The following is a 20,011-nucleotide window of genomic DNA, read 5'->3' on the forward strand; positions in this document are numbered from 1 at the left end:
ACTTCGGTAGGTCCAGGGCCGGTCCTCATTTTTGTCAGGCGGTGTTCGTGAGAGAAGACGTCAAGGCATACAAAACGTATGCCGAGCAGGTGGCGCTTCTCGAAAGTCGTGGCATGGACGTGGGCGACCGCGACTCCGCAATGTCGACCCTACGTAGGGTGAATTATTACCGTCTGAGCGGCTACTGGTATCCCTTCCGGAAGCTGTCGTCGAGTGGGCGTCAGGATGACTTCTACCCTGGCACGCGCTTCAGTGACGTCGTCGCTCTCTATGACTTCGATGCCCGGCTCCGTGCAGCGACGTTCACCGCGCTGATGCCGATTGAGTTGGCTGTCCGTGCGCTGCTGGGGCATGAGCTGGGGCGGATCGACCCTTGTGCTCACCTCGAGCCCGCCAAGCTTGGTCCCACCGCGCGACGAGGGGATCAGTACGTCAGGTGGGTGCAGGGGACTGCTGAGGGTTTAGTTGACTCGGTTTCCTAGGCCGCGATTGCGGCCTGTGGGTTGATTATGGCTTCGTACTCGACCGGTGTCAGCTTGCCGAGGCCACGTTGGCGCCTTTTCCGGTGATAGCTGGCCTCGATCCAGGTGATTATCGCCAGCCGCAGCTGCTCCCTTGTAGCCCATTTCCGCTGGTTCAGAACGTTCTTCTGCAGGAGCGCGAAAAACGATTCCATCGCAGCGTTATCGGCGCACGCACCGACTCTGCCCATCGAGCCGAGCAGCCCCGCCTCGCTCAAAGCGCGGACGTATGTCTTGGACCTGAACTGGCTGCCCCGATCGGAGTGGACCACAGTGCCGGCCGGGCTCCGGCGGTCGACAGCCATCCGAAGTGCGTTGACAGCGAGGGACGCTTTCATTCGGTGGTCAATCGAGTAGCCCACGATCCGACGGGAGCAGGCGTCCTTCACAGCGCACAGGTAGAGCTTGCCCTCGGCCGTCTCGTGCTCGGTGATGTCGGAGAGCCAGAGCCGGTTCACATCCGGAGCGGTGAACTCTCGTTTGACCCTGTCGTCGTGCACCGGTGGGCCGGCTTTGCGGTTCAGGCCGCGTTTCTTCGAGTGCAGCGACCAGAGCCGCTGCTGGGAGCACAACCGCCAGACACGTCGCTCCGATGTCCGATGCCCGGCGGCCTTCAACTCATCGGCGATGAACCGATACCCAAACGTCGGGTCGTCCTCGTGAACATCGAGAGCCGCGTTCGTGAGATGGGCGTCGTCCCAATCGCGCTGACTGACCGGGTTGCTCCTCCACCGATAGAACGCCTGCTTGGAGAAGCCGAGCACCCGGCAGGCCACCGTGACGGGGACTCCGTCAGCGGCAAGGTCAAGGACCAGCGGGTAACTCATTTTGGGAGTTGAGACTGGGCGAAATACGCCGCCGCCCGGCGCAGGATCTCGTTCTCCTGCTCGAGCAGCCGGATCCGTTTCTGCGCCTCTTTCAGCGCCGCTTGCTCGGCCGCCTTTGCTGCTGCGGTTGACGCTGACGCCGGATCGAGTCCCTCGTCACGGTCTGCTACTCGAAGCCACCGTTGCAAGCACGTCTCGGAGATCCCGAAGTCTTTCGCGACTTGTCGATGCGATGCCTCGCCTCGGCGGGCGACCGCGATCACGTCACGTCGGAACTCCGGTGGATAGGCCTTCACCATGTTGAACATCCTTCCAGCAAGGGCGAATGCCCCTACCGATTGGAGTCAACCGAACCCTCAGCAGTCCCCAGCGATACGAAAGTGAGCTCGCCCAATCCCGTGAGGACTTCGTGGAGCATCACAATCAGAAGTACGGAGGACGTCTGCCTGTGTGGGCGGCGACAGAGCTTCTGGATTGGGGGAGCCTCACCTACCTCTACGGGTTCGCTCCCCGCGACGCGCAAGACGTGGTTGCCGATGCCTGCGGACTCACCGCTCCACAGCTGACCAGCTGGTTCAAAGCCCTCAACCTCGTGCGGAACACATGTGCCCATCACGGACGTCTCTTCAACCGCGTCCACACCATTTCGCCGAAGCTTCCGCGACTTGGCCGGCATCCCGATCTCGATGCGGTTTCCACGGACTGGAGCCGCACGTTCGGGCAGCTCACGCTCGTCCAGTTCCTTGCTGACCGCCTGGGCCTCGGACGCAGCAAACTGGTGCCTGCTGTGATGAAGAGCTTCCCAACGGTTCAGATCGTTCCCATCTCGCACGTCGGGGTGCCTGACGGTTGGCAGAGTTCGAGTCCCCTGTGGTCATGAGGAGCATGATTCAAAGCGCCAATTGAGACGTTTCTTTGTGGCGAAACTCGGTGGAGTTCCGCTTCAACAACTAGGCGTTCTTCGCGGTGTGGACGAGCGCTCTCCGGGCACCTGTGAACTCGTCGTCCGCGGTGCTTCACTGGGTTATGGCCGTCTCACCGATGTTCCCGCTGGGTTCAGTGCTGTTCCCATTCGTGCCCATCCAGCTGCGTATCTTCGAGCCTCGGTATCTCACGTTGGTCGGCCGCTTGCTCGACGAGGATGAACCCGAGTTCGGCGTCGTCCTCATCGAGCGCGGATCAGAAGCCGGGGGTGGCGACCAGCGCGCCTCCGTCGGGACTATGGCGCGTCTCGTGAGCGCCGCCGCGGGCGCCGACGACCTGTTCATCGTCGGCCTGGGGACCCGGCGGTTCACAGTCGAACGTTGGGTCGACGAGGATCCGTACCCGCAGGCCGAGCTCTCGATTCTGCCGGATCTCGAGTGGTCCGAGAAGCTCGCACCCCTGCGGGACCAGGCCGAAGCAGCTGTCCGCCGCTTGATTGCTCGCGCCGCGGGGCCCCAGTCAGATGACGACATCAAGCTCTCGGACGATCCAGTCGCAGCCGTCTGGCAACTGGCGGCGATCGCCCCGCTGGGTGATTACGACAGCTACACCCTGTTGAGGTCGACGACCTTGGGGGGTCTCCTGCGTCAACTGATCGATCTGGTCCTCGAGGCCGAGGAGCTCTGGTCCGCCGAGTGAGGCTTCTCACCACCGTTCACTTCGGGCGTGAGGACTGTTTTGGACAGAGACGCCCCTCGCATCTGTAGCGAGACGACGTGCCAGGGTGGGGGCATGACGCAGGACGAGCCGACAACCGTGTCCCTGTGGCGACCGACTGGTCCCGAGGAGCTCGAGCTGGTGCGCGAGTCAGGAGGGTCAGCGTGGCCGCCGCGCCTCCCGGAGCAGCCGATCTTCTACCCGGTGCTGAACGAGGACTACGCGATCCGGATCGCGCGGGACGGGAACGTGCGGGCGTCGGGGGTGGGGCACGTGACGAAGTTCGAGGTCGACGGCGAGTTCCTGCGCCAGTTCGATGTGCAGCAGGTCGGCGGCGAGATCGTGGAGACCGTCGGCCAGCCCTAGGTGGTACGCGCGAAACGCGACGCGATTCGAGAAACGCGGCGACACGGGGGCGCGCTAGCGTTGCCCCACCGAGAACACCGAGGAGCCCCATGCCGTACACCGTCGACTTCGTGAACGTCTCCACGACCGGCCTCGAGACGTCGCCGGTCGCGGACGCGCTCGCCGGCCTCCGCGCCAACGAGGCCCGCTACTTCAAGAACAAGCACGACCACGTCTTCGTCACGTCGACGGTCGACGAGGCTCCCGAGACGCTTGCCTGGATCACCGACATCCTGAAGACCGAGCGCGACATCGAGATCGCGTCGAAGCCGCTCGAGGTCACCGAGTTCGAGGTCGAGGGCATGCGCATGGCATATGTCTTCTTCGAGTCGGGGCTCTCGATCAACGTCATGTACACGGTGGCCGACGCCGGCAAGCGCGCCGTCGGCATCAAGCTCTCCGACGGCATGGAGGTGCCCGACGAGCTGGTCGAGCGCTTCAAGTTCGCGCGCCAGAAGTCGAAGCTCGCCGGAACGATCCGCGGCTCCTTCTTCGTCATCAAGGGCGAGCACTAGCGCGACCGCGACGACCGCCGGGTACATCCGGTGAGCCGCACATCTTCGGTGGAGTGTGCTGGGGTCAACTCCTTGCTCCATCTCAACCGAAAGGCTCCACCATGAACCCCGTCAAGTTCGTCCACGACCTCGGCTTCCGTAGCGAGCACATGTACCTCGGCGGCTTCGCCTCCATCATCATCGCCCTGCTCGCATGGCTGGTGTCGCGTGGCAAGAAGTCCGACGACAAGGCGCAGTCCGACCGCTGGGGCATCTTCGTCGGCCACTGGGCGCCGACGTTCTTCGCGCTCGGCCTCGCCCTGAAGAACGAAGAGTAGCCGCCTCCGGGTGGGCGCACCTCGTCGAGGCCGCCCACCCGTGCCACGGGCGCAGGAACTGCAGCTCCCCGGGCTCACCCGATGCGCCAGTCCACCCGATGCGCCCGCGCACCCGATGCGCCCGCGCACCCGATGCGCCAGTTCACCCGATGCACCCGCTCACCCGATGCGATAGACCACGCCGTGGCCGGCCGCCGCGGTCCGCGCCGTGAACTCCTTCGCCTTCTCGAGGTAGTGCCCCACGTACGAGACGTCTTCGCGGAGACGGTCGGCCGCGTCGTCGTCCATTCGTCCGCGCCAACGCTCGGAGGCGAGGAACATCGCGAGGACGTCGACCTTGTCGACGTGAGTGATCCAGAGCGCGATCTCGGCTATCTCGGAGGGCTCCAGCACGGCGTAGTGGCAGCGGTACCCCTCCGCATAGCCGTTGGGATACTGCACCTCGCCCTGCACGAGCTTCAGACACGGGTCGTCGGGGTAGCGGTGGGGCCAGACGAAGAGCCGCTGGAAGTACTGCCAGGACTTGTCGAGCTCCAGAACCAGGCGGTCGTCGTCGGGATCGTCGTGGTCGACGATCGGATTGTTGTTCATGTAGTCGAGAGGGTTCTGGCGAGCGAGCGCGATGTCGTCGGCGAGGACCGGATAGGCGTAGTAGCGAATTCCCATGCCGACGATCCTGGAGTCGGAGCGGCGGTGTCCGCTGGCGTTCTCCACAGGCCCAGTGGCAATCGTTCTGCCCTGGGCGGACTGGGAAGAATCCTCCACAGGTCGAGGCATAGGCTCCGACCATGCCGCACATCGTCTACGCCGGAGTCCGCACCGCCATCTCGTCGTCGCAGCTCGTCGACCTGAAAGACAAGCTCACCGCGGCCGCAGCCGCGGGCGAGCCGCTCGAGATCAGCCTGATCGACGCCGAGGGCAGCGCCTCATGGCTGTTCTGGACGCCAGGTGCGCCCATCGTCCTCAACGACGCCGACGTGCCGCCGGTGCCGGAGTTCCCGTTCCCCGACCTCTCGTCGCTCGGGTTGCCCGGGTTTCCGGAGGCGCCGCCGCAGCAGCAGCGGCGCGTGGGGTTCTGAGGCGCGGGATCCTCAGCGGAGGACGCCCCGCGGGCGCACAGGGATGCGGCCGCGGATCTGCACGCCCAACAAGGAGAAGACGGTCGCGCCGCATGCCTCACAAGGATGGCCAGGGCCTGAATCCTTGTCAGTCACCCCGCGAGTCGCGCCGCCAGAGCCGCCTCGTCGCGCACGAACCACACCTTCGAACCGGTGTTCGACTCGCGGATCCAGTCGCGAAGGGCTGAGCTCGACGCCTCGAACGCCGAGACGTCGCCCAGCACGACCAGGCGGACGCGGTAGTTCACGAGCTTCTGCGCGAAGTGGCCGGCCAGCCGTGTCGACAGGTCGAAGAACGCCGGCTCGAAGCGCCCGACCGGAATGGCGATGACCTCGGCCTCCGCACCGAACGCCTCGCCGAGGAGGTCGACGGCGTCGCCCTCCGTCGAGAGCGGCGGGCCGTCGTCGTCGGCGAACAGCACGCGCCCACCCGGGAAGTCGTCGATGCGCATGCCGCCAGCCTAGGTCGGGTTTGCGGCAGAGCCGGCGATCCCGTCGAGCGCCTCGACGAGCGACGTCGGCAGGACCACGTCGGCGACCGCGAGGTTCTCGTCGAGGTGGGCGACGGTGGCGGGGCCCGGGATCAGGAGGGTGGTGGGGGAGTGCTGCAGCAGCCACGCGAGGCCGACCTGCGACGGGGTGAGGCCGAGTTCCTGCGCCCCGGTGATCACCTCGGGCCGGTCGACGACCCTGGGCACCTGCAGAAACCCGCTGCCGAGCGGGAAGAACGGCACCCAGGCGATGTCGTTCGCGGTGCAGACGTCGAGGAGGTCTTCGGCCTCGCGGCTGATCAGGGAGTAGCTGTTCTGCACGCAGACGATGCCGGCGGGGAGCGCGTGGCGGAGGGTGTCGGCGGTGATGCTGGAGAGGCCGATGGCGCCGATCGCTCCGGAGTCGCGCAGGCCGACGAGCACTTCGAGCTGGTCGTCGACGTCGACGACCTGATCGCCCTCGGCCGAGATGCCGGGGCCCACGTCGAGGCGGCGCAGGTTGACGACGTCGAGACGGTCGACGCCCAGGCTGCGGAGGTTGGCCTCGACCGCGTCGCGGATCTCGTCGGGCCTCTGCGCGGGGCGGAGCGGGATCGGGCCGCCGGGGCTCGGAGCAGCGCCGACCTTGGTGACGACGACGGCCTCGGAGGATCGCGCCGCCGTCTCGCGGAGCAGGCCGTTGACGAAGCCGTCTCCGTAGAACTCCGCGGTGTCGAAGTGGTCGACGCCGTACGCGAGAGCGTGCTCGAGGAGGGCGATCGCGGCGGGGCGGTCGTCACGGAGCTTCTCGAGCTGCATCGCTCCGTAGCCGACGCGGCCGACGGTGTGGTCGCCGAGGCGGCCGGTGGAGGTGCTGGTCATGGTGCGTCCTCTCGTGGTGTGCGAAGATGAAGCTGTTCCGGAGATGCCTCCGGTTTGTTCACCGTAGCATTAACGGAGGTGCCTCCGCTTGCCAGCCGAGACGACCCGCGCCCAGTCGACCCCCGCCACCCCCCGCCGCTCGCGCGCCGACGGCCTGCGCAACCGCGAGCTCCTCCTGAGCGCCGCACACGATGCCTTCGCCGCCGCCGACGGCCGAGCGGTGTCGCTGGAGGGCATCGCCAAGGCCGCCGGAGTCGGCATCGGCACCCTGTACCGGCACTTCCCGACGCGCGAGGCGCTCGTCGAGGCGGTGTACGAGTCCGAGCTGTCGTCGCTGACCGACCCGGCGACCCTGCCGTCCGGGCCGGCCGACCGGGCGCTGCGCCTGTGGATGGAGCGGTACGCCGTGTTCGTCGCCACCAAGCGGGGGATGATGGACGTCCTCCGCGCGGGCTGGGCGTCGGGCTCGATCGCGACCCCGTCGACGCGCGAGCGAATCAACGGCGTCGTCGACGGCTACCTGACGGCAGGAGCCGACGAGGGAGTGCTGCGCGCAGGCATCCTGGCCGACGACGTCACGGCGGCGCTGCTCGGCGCGTTCCAGTCGACGGCGACGAGCGACGACCCCGAGCAGATCGGGCGGCTGCTCGACCTGCTGGTCGCGGGGGTGCGGGCTTGACGCGGGCGGGCCTGTCGCTGCCTTGGATAAGGACCGCGCGCACGCTGGCAAGGAGATCGCCGCCTACCTGCACGCTCCACAAGGAGAACGGCCCCTGCCAGCACCGCTGACAAGGACCGCCCCCTCGAAGTTCCTTAGCGAAGGACGCGCGCTAGCTCGCGACGCTCGCATCCCGCGCCGGCAGCCGCCACCCCGGCCGCACGTAGTGGCACGTGTACCCGTACGGGTCCTTCTCGAGGTAGTCCTGGTGCTCCTCCTCGGCCTCCCAGAAGTCCGACGCCGGTGTCACCTCGGTGACGACCTTGCCCGGCCAGAGACCGGACGCATCGACGTCGACGATGGTGTCGAGAGCCGTCTCGCGCTGCGCCTCGGACGTGAAGAAGATCGCCGAGCGGTAGCTCTCGCCGACATCGTTGCCCTGGCGGTTCTTCGTCGACGGGTCGTGGATCTGGAAGAAGAACTCCAGGATCTCGCGGTACGACGTCAACGCCGGGTCGAACACGATCTCGACTGCCTCCGCGTGACCGGCGTGGTGCCGGTAGGTGGCGTTGGCCTGCGTGCCGCCCGAGTACCCGACGCGCGTCGAGATGATGCCCGGACGGCGGCGCAGCAGCTGCTGCGCGCCCCAGAAGCACCCTCCGGCCAGCACGGCCGTCTCACGCGCCGATGAGCCGATCGGGGTGGTCGGCGACTCGAAGAGGTGCGAATACTCGCCGTAGCCCTCCGACTCGAGCGACCCCGCCGGCACGAACCGGAGAGCCGCGGAGTTCATGCAGTAGCGCTCGCCGCCGGCGGCCGTCGGGCCGTCCGGGAAGACGTGGCCCAAGTGGCTGTCGCCCGTCGCCGAGCGGACCTCGGTGCGCTTCATGAACAGCTTGCGATCGGTCTTCGTGGTGACGCTCTCAGCCGCGATCGGCTTCGTGAAGCTCGGCCAGCCGGTGCCGCTGTCGTACTTGTCGGTCGACGAGAACAGCGGCTCGCCGGTCACGACGTCCACGTAGATGCCGGGCGCCTTCTGGTCCCAGAACTCGTTATCGAACGCCGGCTCGGTTCCGCCCCGCTGCGTGACACGGAACTGCTCGGCGTTCAGGGCCTTCACGGCCTCGTCGGTCTTGCTGTATGAGTTCGACACTGTGCCTCCAATGGTCGGTATCTGGTCTCTACAACACGCACCGGGGCCGATACGTTCCCTGTCAGACTGAGTCCATGAGCCTGCTCCGCCTGAACGACGTCACCGTCCGATTCGAGAACCGTCCCGTGCTCCGCGAGGCCTTCCTGAAGCTCGAGCAGGGCGATCGAGTCGGCCTGATCGGCCGCAACGGATCGGGCAAGACGACGCTGCTCAAGCTGATCCTCGAGCAGGTGCAGCCCGACGAGGGCACGGTCGCGGTCGAGCAAGGTGTCACCGTCGGCTACTTCTCGCAGTTCTCCGAGCTGAACGGCGCCAACACCATCGTCGCGGAGCTCGAGGGTCTGTTCACCCACGTCACCGACATCGAGCAGGAACTCGCGGCCATCGACGCCCGCATCGCCGTCGTCGCCGTCGATCCCGATGCGGGCGACGAGCTGACGCGCCTCATCGACCGCCAGGCCGAGCTGTTCGCCGAGATGGACCGTCTCGACGGCTGGGAGTACGGACGCCACATCGACACGGCCCTCAGCGTGCTCGGCTTCAGCGACGCCCACCGCACGAGCCCGATCGACGACCTCTCGGGCGGCTGGCGAAACCGCGCGGCCCTCGCGAAGCTCGTGCTGCAGAAGCCCGACGTGCTGCTGCTCGACGAGCCCACGAACTTCCTCGACGTCGCGGGCGTGGAGTGGCTCGAAGCGTGGTTCCGCGACTTCCGCGGCGGCGCGATCGTCGTCTCGCACGACCGGTCCTTCCTCGACGCCATCGCGACCCGCATCGTCGAGGTCGAGAACTTCCACCTCCACGAGTACGCGGGCAACTTCGCCGAATACATCACGCAGAAGACCTTCCGCCTCAAGACCCTCGAGTCGCAGTACCAGCACGAGTCCGAGCTGCTCGCCTTCGAGTCCGAGGGGATCGCCGACCGCCGCGAGGCCGCGAAGGCGGCGAAGGCGGGCACGACCCTGTCGAAAGAGCTGGCGAAGATCAAGAAGTCGCGGACGCCGCGCCCCGTCGACCAGATCATCACCGAGATCTACGGCGGGCTGCACGTCAAAGACGTGCTCGGCCGCGTCGAGGGTCTTGCCAAGTCGTACGGCGACCGCACGCTCTTCCGCGACGTGTCGTTCGAGGTCCATCGACGCGAGCGCATCGTCGTGCTCGGCGCCAACGGCAGCGGCAAGAGCACCCTGCTGCGGGTGCTCACGGGCGAGGAGGCGCAGGAACGCGGGTCGGTCACCTGGTCGGCCGGCGCCAAGGTCGTGTCGTACAACCGCGTGCTCGACGAGCTCGACGGCGACGACACGGTCACCCACGCCGTCAACGCGATGCCCGACAGCCTGGCGCTGACGGCGACCCGCAAGTCGGTCGGCCGGTTCCTGGCGATGTTCCAGTTCTCGGAGGCCGACCTGCAGTCGCGGATCAAGAACCTCTCCGGCGGGCAGCGCGCCCGCGTCGCGATGGCGCAGTGCCTGCTCTCGGGAGCGTCGGTGCTGCTCCTCGACGAGCCGACCAACCACCTCGACCTGGCCAGCACCCAGGTGATGGAGCGGGCGCTGGAGCACTTCCCCGGCGCGGTCGTCGTCGTGTCGCACGACCGCTTCTTCGCCGAGAAGGTCGGCACCCGTCGGGTCGTCTTCGGCGCCGAGGGCGCCGAGGCCGGCGAGCTCGAGATCACCGCGGCCTAGGCGCCTCGACATGACGATCCTCATCGCCGGAGCCGGCGACCTCGGCACCGAGGTCGGCCTCCGCTTCGTCGCGCAGGGCGAGCACGTCGTCGCCGTGCGACGTCGGGCCGATCTCCTCCCCGCCGCCCTCGACTCCGTGTCGCTCGATCTCCGGAGCGATCGGCTCGTCGTCCCGCCGGACACCACCGTCATCGTCGTGGCTCTGACCGCGGGGGAGCGCTCGCCGGAAGCGTATCGAGCCACCTATGTCGACGGGCTCGCAGCGGTGCTCGACGCGGTGGACGCATCGGAGGCCGATCCGCGGATCCTGCTGGTGTCGTCGACAGCCGTGTACGGCGTGGACGACGGATCGGAGGTGACGGAGGCGACGGAGGCCCAGCCATCGACGCCGACCGCCGAAGTGCTGCTGGAGGCCGAGGCTCTCCTGAACCGGCGGGCAGCGCACCCCGTCGTGGTGCGGGTGGGAGGCATCTACGGGCCCGGGCGCGAGTTCCTGATCGATCAGGTGCGCAGCGGTGCGTCGTCCGTGCCGGAGGCGTCGCCCTTCACGAACCGGATCCACCGCGACGACATCGCCGCGGCCCTCGTCCATCTCGCCGGGCTCGAGGCGGCGCCGCCTCTCGTGCTCGCGGTCGACGACGAGCCCGCGCGCCTCGGCGACGTCTTCCGCTTCCTGGCCGCCGAGCTCCAGGTCGCCCCGCCCGACGAGACGCGGAAGGAACTGCGCGGGGCCGGCGACAAGCGGATCAGCAACGCGCTGCTCCGGTCGACGGGGTTCCGCTTCGTCTACCCGACGTTCCGCGAGGGCTACCGGGCCGTGCTCGCGGGCGAGGGGATCCGGCACCCGTAGGGAAGGCCGGCTGCCCGGGGTGGCGGACGCTATCCGATGGGGATCGCCGACGTCGTCGCTCAGCGGAGCTGCTCGACGACCGCCTTCGTCGCGTCAGCGAGCAGGCCGTCGTCGCTGGCCGCGCCCTCGACGCCGCGATCGCTGAGGAGGGCGAGCACGATCGGGTCGCCGGTCGGCGGGTAGACCACCGCGATGTCGTTGCGGGTGCCGTAGGAGGCGTTCCCCGTCTTGTCGGCGACCCGCCACCCGGCGGGGACCCCGGCGCGGATCCAGGGCGCCCCGGTGGTGTTGCCGAGAAGGAGGTCGCGGAGTTCCTGCGCCCGGGTCCGCGAGAGGGTGCCGCCGAGGACGAAGCCGCGCAGGTCGCCGGCGATGGCGGCGGGCGTGGTCGTGTCGCGGGGGTCGCCCGGCGTCGCGGTGTTCACGTCGGGCTCGGTGCGGTCGACGTTCGTCACATCGTCGCCGAGCGACCGGAGCGCGCTGGTCAGGTTCGCCGGGCCGCCGAGCTGCTCGAGCAAAAGGTTCGCGGCGGTGTTGTCGCTGTACTGGAGGGCGGCGGCGATGATCGCGCGGACGGTCATTCCGCTGGCGACGTGCTTCTCGGTGACGGGGGAGTAGTCGACGAGGTCGCTCGCGGAGTACCGGACCACCGCGTCGAGCTCGGCATCGGTCTGCGTCTTGAGGAGGACGCCCGCGGCGAGGGCCTTATACGTCGACGCGAAGGCGAAGCGCTCGCCGGAGCGGTACTCGACGGTGCGGCCGGTGCCCGTGTCGACGGCGTAGACGCCGAGCCGGGCGGAGTAGCGGGACTCGAGGGCGCGGAACGGGGCGGCGTCGGCGCTGGGGGATGCGGTCGGGGCGGCTGTCGTCGAGGCCGATGTCGTCTCGGTCGGCATTGTCTGGCCCGCGGTCGGCGGCGGGGCCGTGCAGCCGGCGAGGAGGAGGGCGGACGAGGCGAGGGCGATCAGCGGGAGGGCACGCACCGTGCCAGTGTGCGCGGGCCGACCTGGGTGTTCCGTGGTGGCTTGGCCGCTCGCGCGCGCGAGGTGGCCCTCGTCGTCGGAGGGCCCGGGCCGGGGCGACGCCGAGGGCCATCTCGCGGGCGGCCGGGCAGCCCGCCGGCGGGGCTGCTGTCCGCGCCGCGTCGCTGTCGCGCGCGAGGTGGCCCTTGTCGTCGGCGCGCTCGGGCCGGGGTGACGCAGACGGCCATCTCGCGGGCGGCCGGGCAGCGCGAAGCGACGCGGACGGCCACCTCGCGCAAGAGCGTCGGCCGCCCCGGCTACCCTGGGAGCATGAACCACGAGACCGAGCCCACCCCCGCCGACGTCGCCGGGATCGTCGACCACACCCTCCTCAAGCCCGAGGCCACGCGCGCCGACGTCGACGCCCTCATCGCCGAGGCGGCCGACCTGGGCACGTACTCGATCTGCGTCTCGCCGTCGATGCTCCCCGTCACCCTGCCGGAGGGCAGCGGGCTGAAGGTCGCCGTTGTCTGCGGCTTCCCGAGCGGCAAGCACACGTCGGCCGTGAAAGCGTTCGAGGCCGCCGAGTCGGTGCGTCTCGGCGCCGACGAGATCGACATGGTCATCGACGTCGGGGCCGCGAAGGCGGGCGAGTTCTCCGCCGTCGAGGCTGACATCGCCGCGGTGCGGGCGGCAGTTCCTGCGCCCACGGTTCTCAAGGTGATCATCGAGTCGGCCGTGCTCACCGACGACGAGATCGTCGCCGTCTCGAAGGCCGCCGAGGCGGCCGGGGCCGACTTCGTCAAGACCTCGACCGGTTTCCACCCCGCAGGCGGCGCCACCGAGCACGCCGTCGCGCTCATGGCTCAGACCGTCGGAGGCCGACTCGGCGTCAAGGCGTCGGGCGGGGTGCGGAGCCTCGCTGACGCACGCCGCTACATCGCCGCCGGTGCCACTCGCCTCGGCGTCTCGGGTACGCGTGCGCTGCTGGCCTCAGGTGACGATGCGGGCGCAGGAACGAGCGCTTCGTCGTCTTACTGAGCACCGCCCGCCGTCAGATGCGGCACGGTCTCCGCCACCCCCGACAGCATGAGCCCGTCGGCCCCGAGCGCCAGGGCGGCGCGCGCGGCCTCGAGGGAGGGCACGACGTGAGCGATCACGGGCTTGCCCATCGACCGCACCGCCGCCCACTGGCCGGAGGCGCCGCCGTAGTCGAGGCCGAGCACCGACCAGTAGTCCTGAGTGTCGGCGAGCAGCGACGGCTTGGCCGCGATCTCGTTCGCGTAGTAGAACCCCCAGCCGCGGTAGCCGCGCGAGCGGGACTCCGTCGCCCAGGGGATGCTCGTGCAGTAGCCCTTGGCGATGATCGACTCGGTCGGCGCCGAGACGCGCTTCTCGATGATCGCGAACACCTCGCCGAAGCGTGACGGGTCGGCTGCCTTCGGGTCGACGAAGAGCGTGTGCGTCGCCGCGTGCGCGTCGAGGATGCTCTCGAATCGCGCGTACGCGCGGGTCGCCTGGCCGGGAGTTCCCGTGCTCGGCGGCTTGATGCGGAGCGCGTTGATCTCGGCCCAGGTGTAGTCGGCCGCGTCGATGTGGAAGGTGCCCGACGTGCGGTCGAGGGTGGTGTCGTGGAGGCCGAACCAGACGCCGTCCGACGAGCGCGCGAGCGACACCTCGAGGGCGTTGATGCCGGCGGAGACCGATCGCTTGTAGGCGTACAGCGACTCCTCGGGCCAGTCGCGCGATCCGCCGTGGTGGGCGACCGTGAACCCCGGGGTGTCGAGGAGCCGAGTGGCCAGGCGCCCTGCCGTCTCGGCCGCTTCGGCGGGTTGCTCGGTGGCGGCCGGTGGACGCAGTGCGAACGCCGCGCCGGTGCCGGCCCCGGCCAGCGCGACCGCGCCCGCGCCGATCAGGACCGCCCGGCGAGACGGCCCGCGCTTCGGTTCGGGTCCGGCGCTGGACATATCGCAAGTATGAGCATTCGTCACGCCGATCGATAGGGGGTCGTCGAAGTTCGCTGGCCCATCGGCGTCGGCGTGTGCCGCGGCGTACCCTGCGGGCATGACGACACGACCTTCGATCCGCCTCGACCTGACGGTGCTGGACGCCGCCGACATCGCAGGCCTCGCCGACTTCTACCGGACGATCCTCGGCTGGGACTTCATTGACGCCGACGACGACTGGATCACCATCCGGCCCGCCGAGGGCGTCGCGCCGGGCATGGCCTTCCAGCTGGCGCCCGACCACGTCGCACCGACCTGGCCCGACGGGGCCGTGCCGCAGCAGAGCCATCTCGATCTCGACGTGGTCGATCTCGACGAGGCCGAGGCGTTCGTGGTCGAGGCGGGCGCGACTGCGACGGGGCTGCCCGAAGGAGAGGGGCACACGTTCCGGGTGTACCTCGACCCGGCGGGGCATCCGTTCTGCCTGTGCCGCGAGTCGGCCTGACGGCGGCGGGGCGGCCGCCCCTCAGCTCAGGATGTCCTTCGTCGAGAACCGGCCCCACGCCAGGAACCCGAACACGACGATGTAGCCCGCCTGCAGCAGCGCGTTGTCTCCGAACGACTCCCACGAGATCGGCGCGCGCAGCAGGTCGCCGAACTCCAGCCAGTGGTCGGTGAACAGCCACGGGTGCAAGAACTCCAGCTGCGGCAGCGACCCCAGGATCTGCGCCACCGTCGAGAGCACGATCGTCGCGGCCATCGCTCCGACCGGCACCGACGTCATCGTCGAGATGAACAGGCCGATCGCCGACAGGCCGAGCATCGACACCGTCACGTAGAGCGCGAGCAGCAGCAGCCGGGCGAAGTAGGCGCCCAGCCCGACCGTCTGACCGGAGAGCAGTGTCACGGGCCCGATCGGAAACAGGATCGCCCCGATCGCCGCCCCGACGATCACGATCACGAGAGTCGACGCGAGGCAGAACACCGCCGTCGCGAGGTACTTCACGACGAGCAGCCGGACGCGGCCCGCGGGCGCCACCAGGAGGTACCGCAGCGTCCCGAGCCCGGCCTCGCCGGCCACCGTGTCGCCGGCGACCACGCCGACCGTGAGCGGCAGGAAGAGCGGGATCGCCACGACGAGCGAGGTCAGGGCGACGAACAGCCCGTTCTGCGTGATGTCGCCCAGGAACGCCGGCCCCCGACCGCTCTCACCGCCGGTCGTGATGCGGACGGCGACGGCGAGCAGCACCGGCACCGCCGCCAGGGCACCCAGCATGGCGATGGTCCGCGCGCGGCGGAACAGCGTCTTCATCTCGGACAGCAGGAACTCGAGGCCGAGCCGCCCACCCCGAACCCGCGCCTCAGCCTGCGACATCGAACCCCTCCCCGGTCAGGTCGACGAACCGATCCTCGAGAGTGGCCCCGGTGACCTGGAGCCCGCGAACCCGCACACCCGCCGCCACCAGCGCGGCGGTGATTCGCTCGGGCTCGGTGTCGTCGACGGGGAGCTCGGCCGAGACTCCGGCGGGCGTCGTCGCGGCTTCGAGCCCCAGCCCCGCCAGGACTGCGGCGGCCTCGGCGCCGTCGGGCGTCGTGACGACGATGCGCTGGACACCGTGGCGCCGCACTTCGTCGAGAGTGCCCTGGGTGAGCAGGCGCCCGGCGCTCATGACGGCGACGTGCGAGCACATCTGCTCGATCTCGCTGAGCAGGTGGCTCGAGACGAACACGGTCGTGCCGTCGTCGGCGAGGGAGCCGATCAGCGACCGGACCTCGCGCGTGCCCTGGGGGTCGAGCCCGTTGCTGGGCTCGTCGAGGATGAGCAGCTCTCGGGGCATCAGCAGGGCGCCGGCGATACCGAGGCGCTGCTTCATGCCGAGCGAGTACGCGTGCGCCTTCTTGTCGGCGGCGTGTCCGAGACCGACCCGGTCGAGGGCCGCGTCGACTCTGTCGCGGCGGCTGGCCGACGGGGCGTCGCGGTCGGCGGTGTCGAGGCGGTGCAGATTGGCGCGTCCCGAGAGGAACGGCGCGAACGCCGGACCCTCGACGAGAGCACCCACCCGCGGGAGGACCCGGCGCAGGTCGCCGGGCATCGGCGCACCCAGCAGGCGGATATCGCCGCTCGTCGCCTGCGTCAGGCCGAGCAGCATGCGGATCGTCGAGGTCTTACCCGACCCGTTGGGCCCCAGGAAACCGAAGACGCTGCCCCGAGGAACCCGCAGGTCGACGCCGTCGACGGCGCGCTGCCGACCGAACGTCTTGGTGAGAGCCGTCGTCTCGATGGCGGCCTCTGTGCTCGCCGAGCTCTTCGGCGCTGTGCTGTCGGGCACCCCTGTCGCAGTTACTCGCCGGCGGCGGCTTCGAGGGCGGACGGCTTGACGGCTCCGACGTAGACGTGGCCGTCGTCGGTCAGGAGAACCGACACGAGCGAGGTCTGGAGCAGGCGGCCACCCGCGACGGCCGTCGTGACCTGATCGAGCATCCCGGCCTGAGACCCGCTCAGCGCCGAGGTGTCGCCAGCTGGCAGCGTGAGCCCCACGACGGTCGACCAGCCGGTGCCGGTCACCGTCGGCTCGGCCTCGGACTTTGCGACTCTGTCTTCGCGGGAGACCGCGCCCGGGTGGACGAAGTGCTTCGACGACGAGGCCGACGTCGGGGCCGTGATCGTCTTGACGGCGGTGCCCTTCGGCGGCGTGAACGCGAAGGTCGACGCCGAGGGCGTCGAGTAGTCGATCGACGTGAAGGCGACCGAGTAGGCGGGGTCGCTCTGGCCCGCGGCTGTGATGGCTGCGCGGAGCGGGATGCCGGTCGAGGCGTCCACGGCTAGTGTCACGTCGCCCACGAGCGTGGTGGTGTCGTTCTTCGGCGTGAGCGTGATCTGGTACGCCTTCTGGCCGGCGACGCGGACGTTGCTGCTGGTGGTCACGGTCGTGTAGTCGTCGATCTGCGCGAGGACCTGGTCGGCGATGTCGGTGGGCGAGGAGGGGACGGCGCTCGGCAGCGAGCGGTCGCCCGAGGACGGGATCGTCGCGTGGACGGCCTTCTTCGACGACGAGTCGTAGGCCCAGACGGAGTCCCCGTTGCGGATCACGTCTCGCTCGGACAGCTGGTCGAGGGTCTGGATGCGCGAATTGGTCGAGCCCGAGGCGAACACGCGGGCCTTGTGGGTGCCCGACAGCTGGCTGACGATGTCGCTCACGCTGCCGGAGTCGCCGCTGCCGCCCTGCGCGCCCTGGAGGGACGACAGGTCGGGAAGGCCGAGATTTGCGGTCTGCTCGACCGTGCCCGAGAAGGACGACCCGCCGCTCTTCTGCGCCAGGGCGACGATCTGCGCCGCCGACTTGTGCGGGAGGTTGACCGACGCAGTGGCCATGGCAGGGACCGCCACGGCGCCGGCGACCACGAGGGCGGGCACGGCGATCGCGGGGATCCAACGGAGCTGCTTGTTCATCTCAGGACCTTCTTACGCTGTTCGAACTTCCGAGAAGGGTACGTCCGCAGACTGCGAGCCCGCCGGGGAGATCCTGCTCAGGCCGTCTTCATGATGTCGGCGGTGAAGTTCTGCACCCGCGCGAGGAGCCCGGCGGCGCGCTCGGCGATGCGCTCGGGAGGGTTCAGGTGCGGGGGAGCGACGCGGATCAGCAGTGAGCACGCAAGGTCTTCGCAGATGTAGGTGCCGACGGTGTTGCCGTTGAGGCCGGCCTCGCCCGCGCGCGGCGCCGTGAAGAGACGCACCTGAGTGGCCGGCTGCGGCGAGTGGCAGAGCGAGCACATCGCGGCGATGCCGGGGCGCAGCGAGGTGGACGAGGTGCGGACCACGAGACCCGTCGGCTTGTCGTCCATCCAGACGACGATGTAGCCGCGCAGGTGGGCCTGGCTGTCGCGCCAGCCGAGGAACTCGCGCTCTTCCCACAGCATCTCGTGGAGACCCGGGATCGGGAGCCGCTCGAGGTCGCCCGGCATGGCGTTCACGAACGACGAGCGGATGTCGTCTTCGGTCAGGGGCTTCACGCTTCCAGCCTACCCACGCGCCCTGCTTGCGCGGCGAGCTCAGCCGGATCGGTAGGGTCGGGGCATGAGCACCGAGCGCGCCATCGACGGCAGCGCGGGCGACGCCGACTACGGGCGCATCGGCCGCGGGTACACCGACTACCGGCAACCCGATCCGCAGATCGAGAGAGCCATCGCGCAGGAACTCGGCGATGCCGCCACGATCCTCAACGTCGGGGCCGGCGCGGGCTCGTACGAGCCCCGCCGCCCGGGCGTGACCGCCGTCGAGCCCAGCGCGGCGATGCGCGCCAACCGACCGCCCGACCTCACGCCCGCCGTCGACGCGACCTCCGAGAGCCTGCCGTTCGCCGACGAGTCCTTCGACGCGTCGATGTCGACGTTCTCGATCCACCAGTGGGGCGACCTGGGCGCTGGCCTCGCCGAGATGCGGCGCGTCACCCGCGGGCCCGTGGTGCTGCTGTCGTGCGACCCCGCCGCGCTCGACCGGTTCTGGCTCGTCGAGTACGCGCCGGAGGTGATCGCGGTCGAGGGGTCGCGGTATCCCGCACCGGCGGCGGTCGCCGAGCTGCTCGGCGGAGACGTGTCGGTCACGAGCCTGCCGATCCCGCTCGACTGCACCGACGGGTTCGGCGAGGCGTACTACGGGCGTCCCGAGCGGCTGCTCGAGCCGGGCGCGCGCCTCGCGAACTCGGCGTGGAGCTTCGTCGAGCCCGGCGTCGAGGAGCGCTTCGTCGAACGGCTGTCGGCCGACCTCGAGTCCGGCGCCTGGGACGCCCGCTTCGGGCACCTGCGCACCCAGCCGTCCTTCGACGGCTCGCTGCGGCTCATCGTCGGCCGCCCCTGACCGGTGCGGGAGGGTCAGGCGGGGGAGACGGCACGGGCCCCGCGGCGCCGACGCGGGAGCGACGACAGCAGCGCCGCCCCGATGATGAGGCTCCCGAACCAGCCGGCGACGGCCGCCGGGATCGGCACGGCGAGGCTCGCCCACAGCAGCACCGACAGCACACCCAGCACGTAGGCCGCCCCGGCCTTGAGGTAGCGCAGCCGCGTGAGCCCCTGGTGGGAGTCGACCGTGGCCGTCAGGCGGGCGAGGAAGACCGCGCCGACCCCGACTCCACCCGCGGCGACGAGCGCCTGGTCGACCTGGCTGAGGCCCGACTCCGGCGACGGCGACGAGAGCGTGTAGGCCCCGTCGAGGATCTCGAACAGCATGAACACCGTGAGGCCGCGCTCGAAGACGACGGTGGCGGCGTGCACGTGCAGGCGCCACGGCGGCGCGGCGTCGCGCTTCGCCCAGGCCTGAGCGAGCTTGACGCCGAGGTACGACGCCAGGCCGGTCGCGCCCCCGACGGCGATGGCGGCGCGCTCGCCGGGGGTGCCGAGGAGGGCGGCGGCAGTTCCTGCGCCCGCAGCGATCGTGAGGGCGGCGATCCGGGGGAACCTCACGACGGCCAGCACCGCCTCAAACCTCCCGAGCCAGGCGCGGCGCGGGGCGCGGTCGACGTTGAAGAGGTACTCCGAGAAGACCAGCCAGATGAAGACGGCGCCGAAGGCCGCGATCCCGGGGCGCGCCATGGCGAGGTGCTCCGCGAACAGGCTGGGCTGCAGCACGGCTTCGGCGGCCGCGTCGGCGGGCGACTCGGCGAGCGACACCGCGACGGCGGCGGGCGGCAGGATCAGGCGCATCGCCAGCACTCCGGCGACCAGCCCCACCGACAGGAATATGCGTCTCGCCGGGTGATGGATCCGCGACGCGATCCCCGCCATCGGCACCGACGAGTCGGCCGCCATCGCGATCTCGAGCACGGCGAGCGCGATCAGGGCCAGCGCGGCGGCGGGCGAGATGAGCAGCCACGCGGCGACCACGGCCCCGGCGAGCAGAGCGAGCGGCAGGGTGAGGCTTCGACGGACGAGCGGGCGCATCGGGGCTCCTCGGGTTCGCGAGGCGGCGGCGCGTCGTCGGGCCCGGGCGTCCAGTCACCCACCCGACCCTGGGCGGGGCCTCCGTTGTTGCACGCGGCGCAGGAACTCCGGACCGCCGTACCACCTG

Annotated in this window: 25 protein-coding genes; 13 read left to right on the forward strand and 12 right to left on the reverse strand. The window is 69.7% G+C overall.

Annotated features, from left to right (window positions below; translation table 11 throughout):
- Window positions 1-47: 47 nt before the first annotated feature.
- Window positions 48-482 (forward strand): Abi family protein, encoded by a 435-nt coding sequence (locus tag AC3CBB_RS01520; RefSeq protein WP_488625723.1) that lies wholly within the window; start codon window positions 48-50, stop codon window positions 480-482.
- Here the strand turns inward: AC3CBB_RS01520 and AC3CBB_RS01525 are convergent.
- Window positions 479-1,647 (reverse strand): IS3 family transposase gene (locus AC3CBB_RS01525; protein WP_488624446.1). Its coding sequence is split into 2 segments (ribosomal slippage): window positions 479-1,359 and window positions 1,359-1,647, totalling 1,170 coding nucleotides; the frame shifts between segments, so codons are not numbered across the junction. The genes AC3CBB_RS01520 and AC3CBB_RS01525 overlap by 4 nt on opposite strands.
- A gap of 26 nt (window positions 1,648-1,673) precedes the next feature.
- On the opposite strand from AC3CBB_RS01525, the gene AC3CBB_RS01530 reads away from it, so the two are divergent.
- The 5 genes from AC3CBB_RS01530 to AC3CBB_RS01550 all read left to right on the forward strand — a co-directional run bounded on the left by AC3CBB_RS01530 (window position 1,674) and on the right by AC3CBB_RS01550 (window position 4,226).
- The gene (locus tag AC3CBB_RS01530) at window positions 1,674-2,228 is read left to right on the forward strand and encodes an Abi family protein (RefSeq protein WP_488625724.1); all 555 of its coding nucleotides are present in this window, start codon (window positions 1,674-1,676) and stop codon (window positions 2,226-2,228) included.
- Window positions 2,229-2,389: 161 nt separating this feature from the next.
- Window positions 2,390-2,971: an LON peptidase substrate-binding domain-containing protein gene (locus AC3CBB_RS01535; protein WP_488625725.1), complete on the forward strand. Its 582-nt coding sequence runs from the start codon at window positions 2,390-2,392 to the stop codon at window positions 2,969-2,971.
- A 93-nt stretch (window positions 2,972-3,064) separates the two neighbouring features.
- A complete protein-coding gene (locus AC3CBB_RS01540) occupies window positions 3,065-3,355 on the forward strand; it encodes a hypothetical protein (protein ID WP_488625726.1) in 291 nt (96 codons plus the stop codon).
- Window positions 3,356-3,444: 89 nt separating this feature from the next.
- A complete protein-coding gene (locus AC3CBB_RS01545) occupies window positions 3,445-3,909 on the forward strand; it encodes a phage tail protein (RefSeq protein ID WP_488625727.1) in 465 nt (154 codons plus the stop codon).
- A gap of 101 nt (window positions 3,910-4,010) precedes the next feature.
- Window positions 4,011-4,226 carry a hypothetical protein gene (locus tag AC3CBB_RS01550; protein ID WP_123506228.1) on the forward strand — a complete coding sequence of 72 codons (216 nt, stop codon included), beginning with the start codon at window positions 4,011-4,013 and terminating at the stop codon, window positions 4,224-4,226.
- Between the two features lie 159 nt (window positions 4,227-4,385).
- Here AC3CBB_RS01550 and AC3CBB_RS01555 read toward each other — a convergent pair whose 3' ends face one another.
- Complete coding sequence (locus AC3CBB_RS01555; protein WP_488625728.1) at window positions 4,386-4,892, reverse strand: DUF1877 family protein; 507 nt, start codon at window positions 4,890-4,892, stop codon at window positions 4,386-4,388.
- 122 nt (window positions 4,893-5,014) lie between these two features.
- On the opposite strand from AC3CBB_RS01555, the gene AC3CBB_RS01560 reads away from it, so the two are divergent.
- Entirely contained in the window at window positions 5,015-5,305 is a 291-nt protein-coding gene (locus AC3CBB_RS01560) for a hypothetical protein (RefSeq protein ID WP_123506226.1), read from the forward strand.
- A 131-nt stretch (window positions 5,306-5,436) separates the two neighbouring features.
- On the opposite strand, the gene AC3CBB_RS01565 is transcribed toward AC3CBB_RS01560, so the two are convergent.
- Together AC3CBB_RS01565 and AC3CBB_RS01570 are read right to left on the reverse strand one after the other, a co-directional pair.
- On the reverse strand, window positions 5,437-5,796 hold the full coding sequence (locus tag AC3CBB_RS01565) for a DUF4180 domain-containing protein (protein WP_488625729.1): 360 nt from the start codon (window positions 5,794-5,796) through the stop codon (window positions 5,437-5,439).
- Between the two features lie 9 nt (window positions 5,797-5,805).
- Entirely contained in the window at window positions 5,806-6,696 is an 891-nt protein-coding gene (locus tag AC3CBB_RS01570; RefSeq protein ID WP_488625730.1) for an aldo/keto reductase, read from the reverse strand.
- Window positions 6,697-6,784: 88 nt separating this feature from the next.
- On the opposite strand from AC3CBB_RS01570, the gene AC3CBB_RS01575 reads away from it, so the two are divergent.
- Window positions 6,785-7,375, forward strand: a complete 591-nt coding sequence (locus AC3CBB_RS01575; RefSeq protein ID WP_488625731.1) for a TetR/AcrR family transcriptional regulator — start codon at window positions 6,785-6,787, stop codon at window positions 7,373-7,375.
- 151 nt (window positions 7,376-7,526) lie between these two features.
- On the opposite strand, the gene AC3CBB_RS01580 is transcribed toward AC3CBB_RS01575, so the two are convergent.
- Complete coding sequence (locus tag AC3CBB_RS01580) at window positions 7,527-8,507, reverse strand: bifunctional methionine sulfoxide reductase B/A protein (RefSeq protein WP_488625732.1); 981 nt, start codon at window positions 8,505-8,507, stop codon at window positions 7,527-7,529.
- A 74-nt stretch (window positions 8,508-8,581) separates the two neighbouring features.
- Here AC3CBB_RS01580 and AC3CBB_RS01585 point away from each other — a divergent pair, with 74 nt between their 5' ends.
- On the forward strand, window positions 8,582-10,192 hold the full coding sequence (locus AC3CBB_RS01585) for an ABC-F family ATP-binding cassette domain-containing protein (RefSeq protein WP_488625733.1): 1,611 nt from the start codon (window positions 8,582-8,584) through the stop codon (window positions 10,190-10,192).
- A 10-nt stretch (window positions 10,193-10,202) separates the two neighbouring features.
- Entirely contained in the window at window positions 10,203-11,042 is an 840-nt protein-coding gene (locus AC3CBB_RS01590) for an NAD-dependent epimerase/dehydratase family protein (protein WP_488625734.1), read from the forward strand.
- Between the two features lie 59 nt (window positions 11,043-11,101).
- Here AC3CBB_RS01590 and bla read toward each other — a convergent pair whose 3' ends face one another.
- Entirely contained in the window at window positions 11,102-12,025 is a 924-nt protein-coding gene (bla, locus tag AC3CBB_RS01595) for a class A beta-lactamase (RefSeq protein ID WP_488625735.1), read from the reverse strand.
- Window positions 12,026-12,334: 309 nt separating this feature from the next.
- Between bla and deoC the strand changes: the two genes are divergently transcribed.
- The gene (deoC, locus tag AC3CBB_RS01600) at window positions 12,335-13,045 is read left to right on the forward strand and encodes a deoxyribose-phosphate aldolase (protein WP_488625736.1); all 711 of its coding nucleotides are present in this window, start codon (window positions 12,335-12,337) and stop codon (window positions 13,043-13,045) included.
- Here deoC and AC3CBB_RS01605 read toward each other — a convergent pair.
- Entirely contained in the window at window positions 13,039-13,971 is a 933-nt protein-coding gene (locus AC3CBB_RS01605; protein WP_488625737.1) for a glycerophosphodiester phosphodiesterase family protein, read from the reverse strand. The two genes, deoC and AC3CBB_RS01605, sit on opposite strands and share 7 nt — an antisense overlap.
- Window positions 13,972-14,068: 97 nt before the next feature.
- Here AC3CBB_RS01605 and AC3CBB_RS01610 point away from each other — a divergent pair, with 97 nt between their 5' ends.
- Window positions 14,069-14,455 carry a VOC family protein gene (locus tag AC3CBB_RS01610; RefSeq protein ID WP_488625738.1) on the forward strand — a complete coding sequence of 129 codons (387 nt, stop codon included), beginning with the start codon at window positions 14,069-14,071 and terminating at the stop codon, window positions 14,453-14,455.
- 21 nt (window positions 14,456-14,476) lie between these two features.
- Here AC3CBB_RS01610 and AC3CBB_RS01615 read toward each other — a convergent pair whose 3' ends face one another.
- The 4 genes from AC3CBB_RS01615 to AC3CBB_RS01630 form a co-directional block, all read right to left on the reverse strand.
- Complete coding sequence (locus AC3CBB_RS01615; protein WP_488625739.1) at window positions 14,477-15,325, reverse strand: ABC transporter permease; 849 nt, start codon at window positions 15,323-15,325, stop codon at window positions 14,477-14,479.
- The gene (locus AC3CBB_RS01620) at window positions 15,312-16,280 is read right to left on the reverse strand and encodes an ABC transporter ATP-binding protein (protein WP_123506217.1); all 969 of its coding nucleotides are present in this window, start codon (window positions 16,278-16,280) and stop codon (window positions 15,312-15,314) included. The genes AC3CBB_RS01615 and AC3CBB_RS01620 overlap by 14 nt, the downstream gene beginning before the upstream one ends.
- 11 nt (window positions 16,281-16,291) lie before the next feature.
- Window positions 16,292-17,401, reverse strand: coding sequence for a LolA family protein (locus AC3CBB_RS01625; RefSeq protein WP_488625740.1), 1,110 nt, complete (start codon window positions 17,399-17,401; stop codon window positions 16,292-16,294).
- 77 nt (window positions 17,402-17,478) lie between these two features.
- Window positions 17,479-17,961 carry an FBP domain-containing protein gene (locus AC3CBB_RS01630; protein ID WP_123506215.1) on the reverse strand — a complete coding sequence of 161 codons (483 nt, stop codon included), beginning with the start codon at window positions 17,959-17,961 and terminating at the stop codon, window positions 17,479-17,481.
- A gap of 64 nt (window positions 17,962-18,025) precedes the next feature.
- Between AC3CBB_RS01630 and AC3CBB_RS01635 the strand changes: the two genes are divergently transcribed.
- On the forward strand, window positions 18,026-18,805 hold the full coding sequence (locus tag AC3CBB_RS01635; protein ID WP_123506214.1) for a class I SAM-dependent methyltransferase: 780 nt from the start codon (window positions 18,026-18,028) through the stop codon (window positions 18,803-18,805).
- 14 nt (window positions 18,806-18,819) lie between these two features.
- On the opposite strand, the gene AC3CBB_RS01640 is transcribed toward AC3CBB_RS01635, so the two are convergent.
- Complete coding sequence (locus AC3CBB_RS01640; RefSeq protein WP_488625741.1) at window positions 18,820-19,884, reverse strand: DUF475 domain-containing protein; 1,065 nt, start codon at window positions 19,882-19,884, stop codon at window positions 18,820-18,822.
- Between the last annotated feature and the right edge of the window lie 127 nt (window positions 19,885-20,011).

It is taken from the genome of Frondihabitans sp. OV104, from assembly GCF_057787745.1.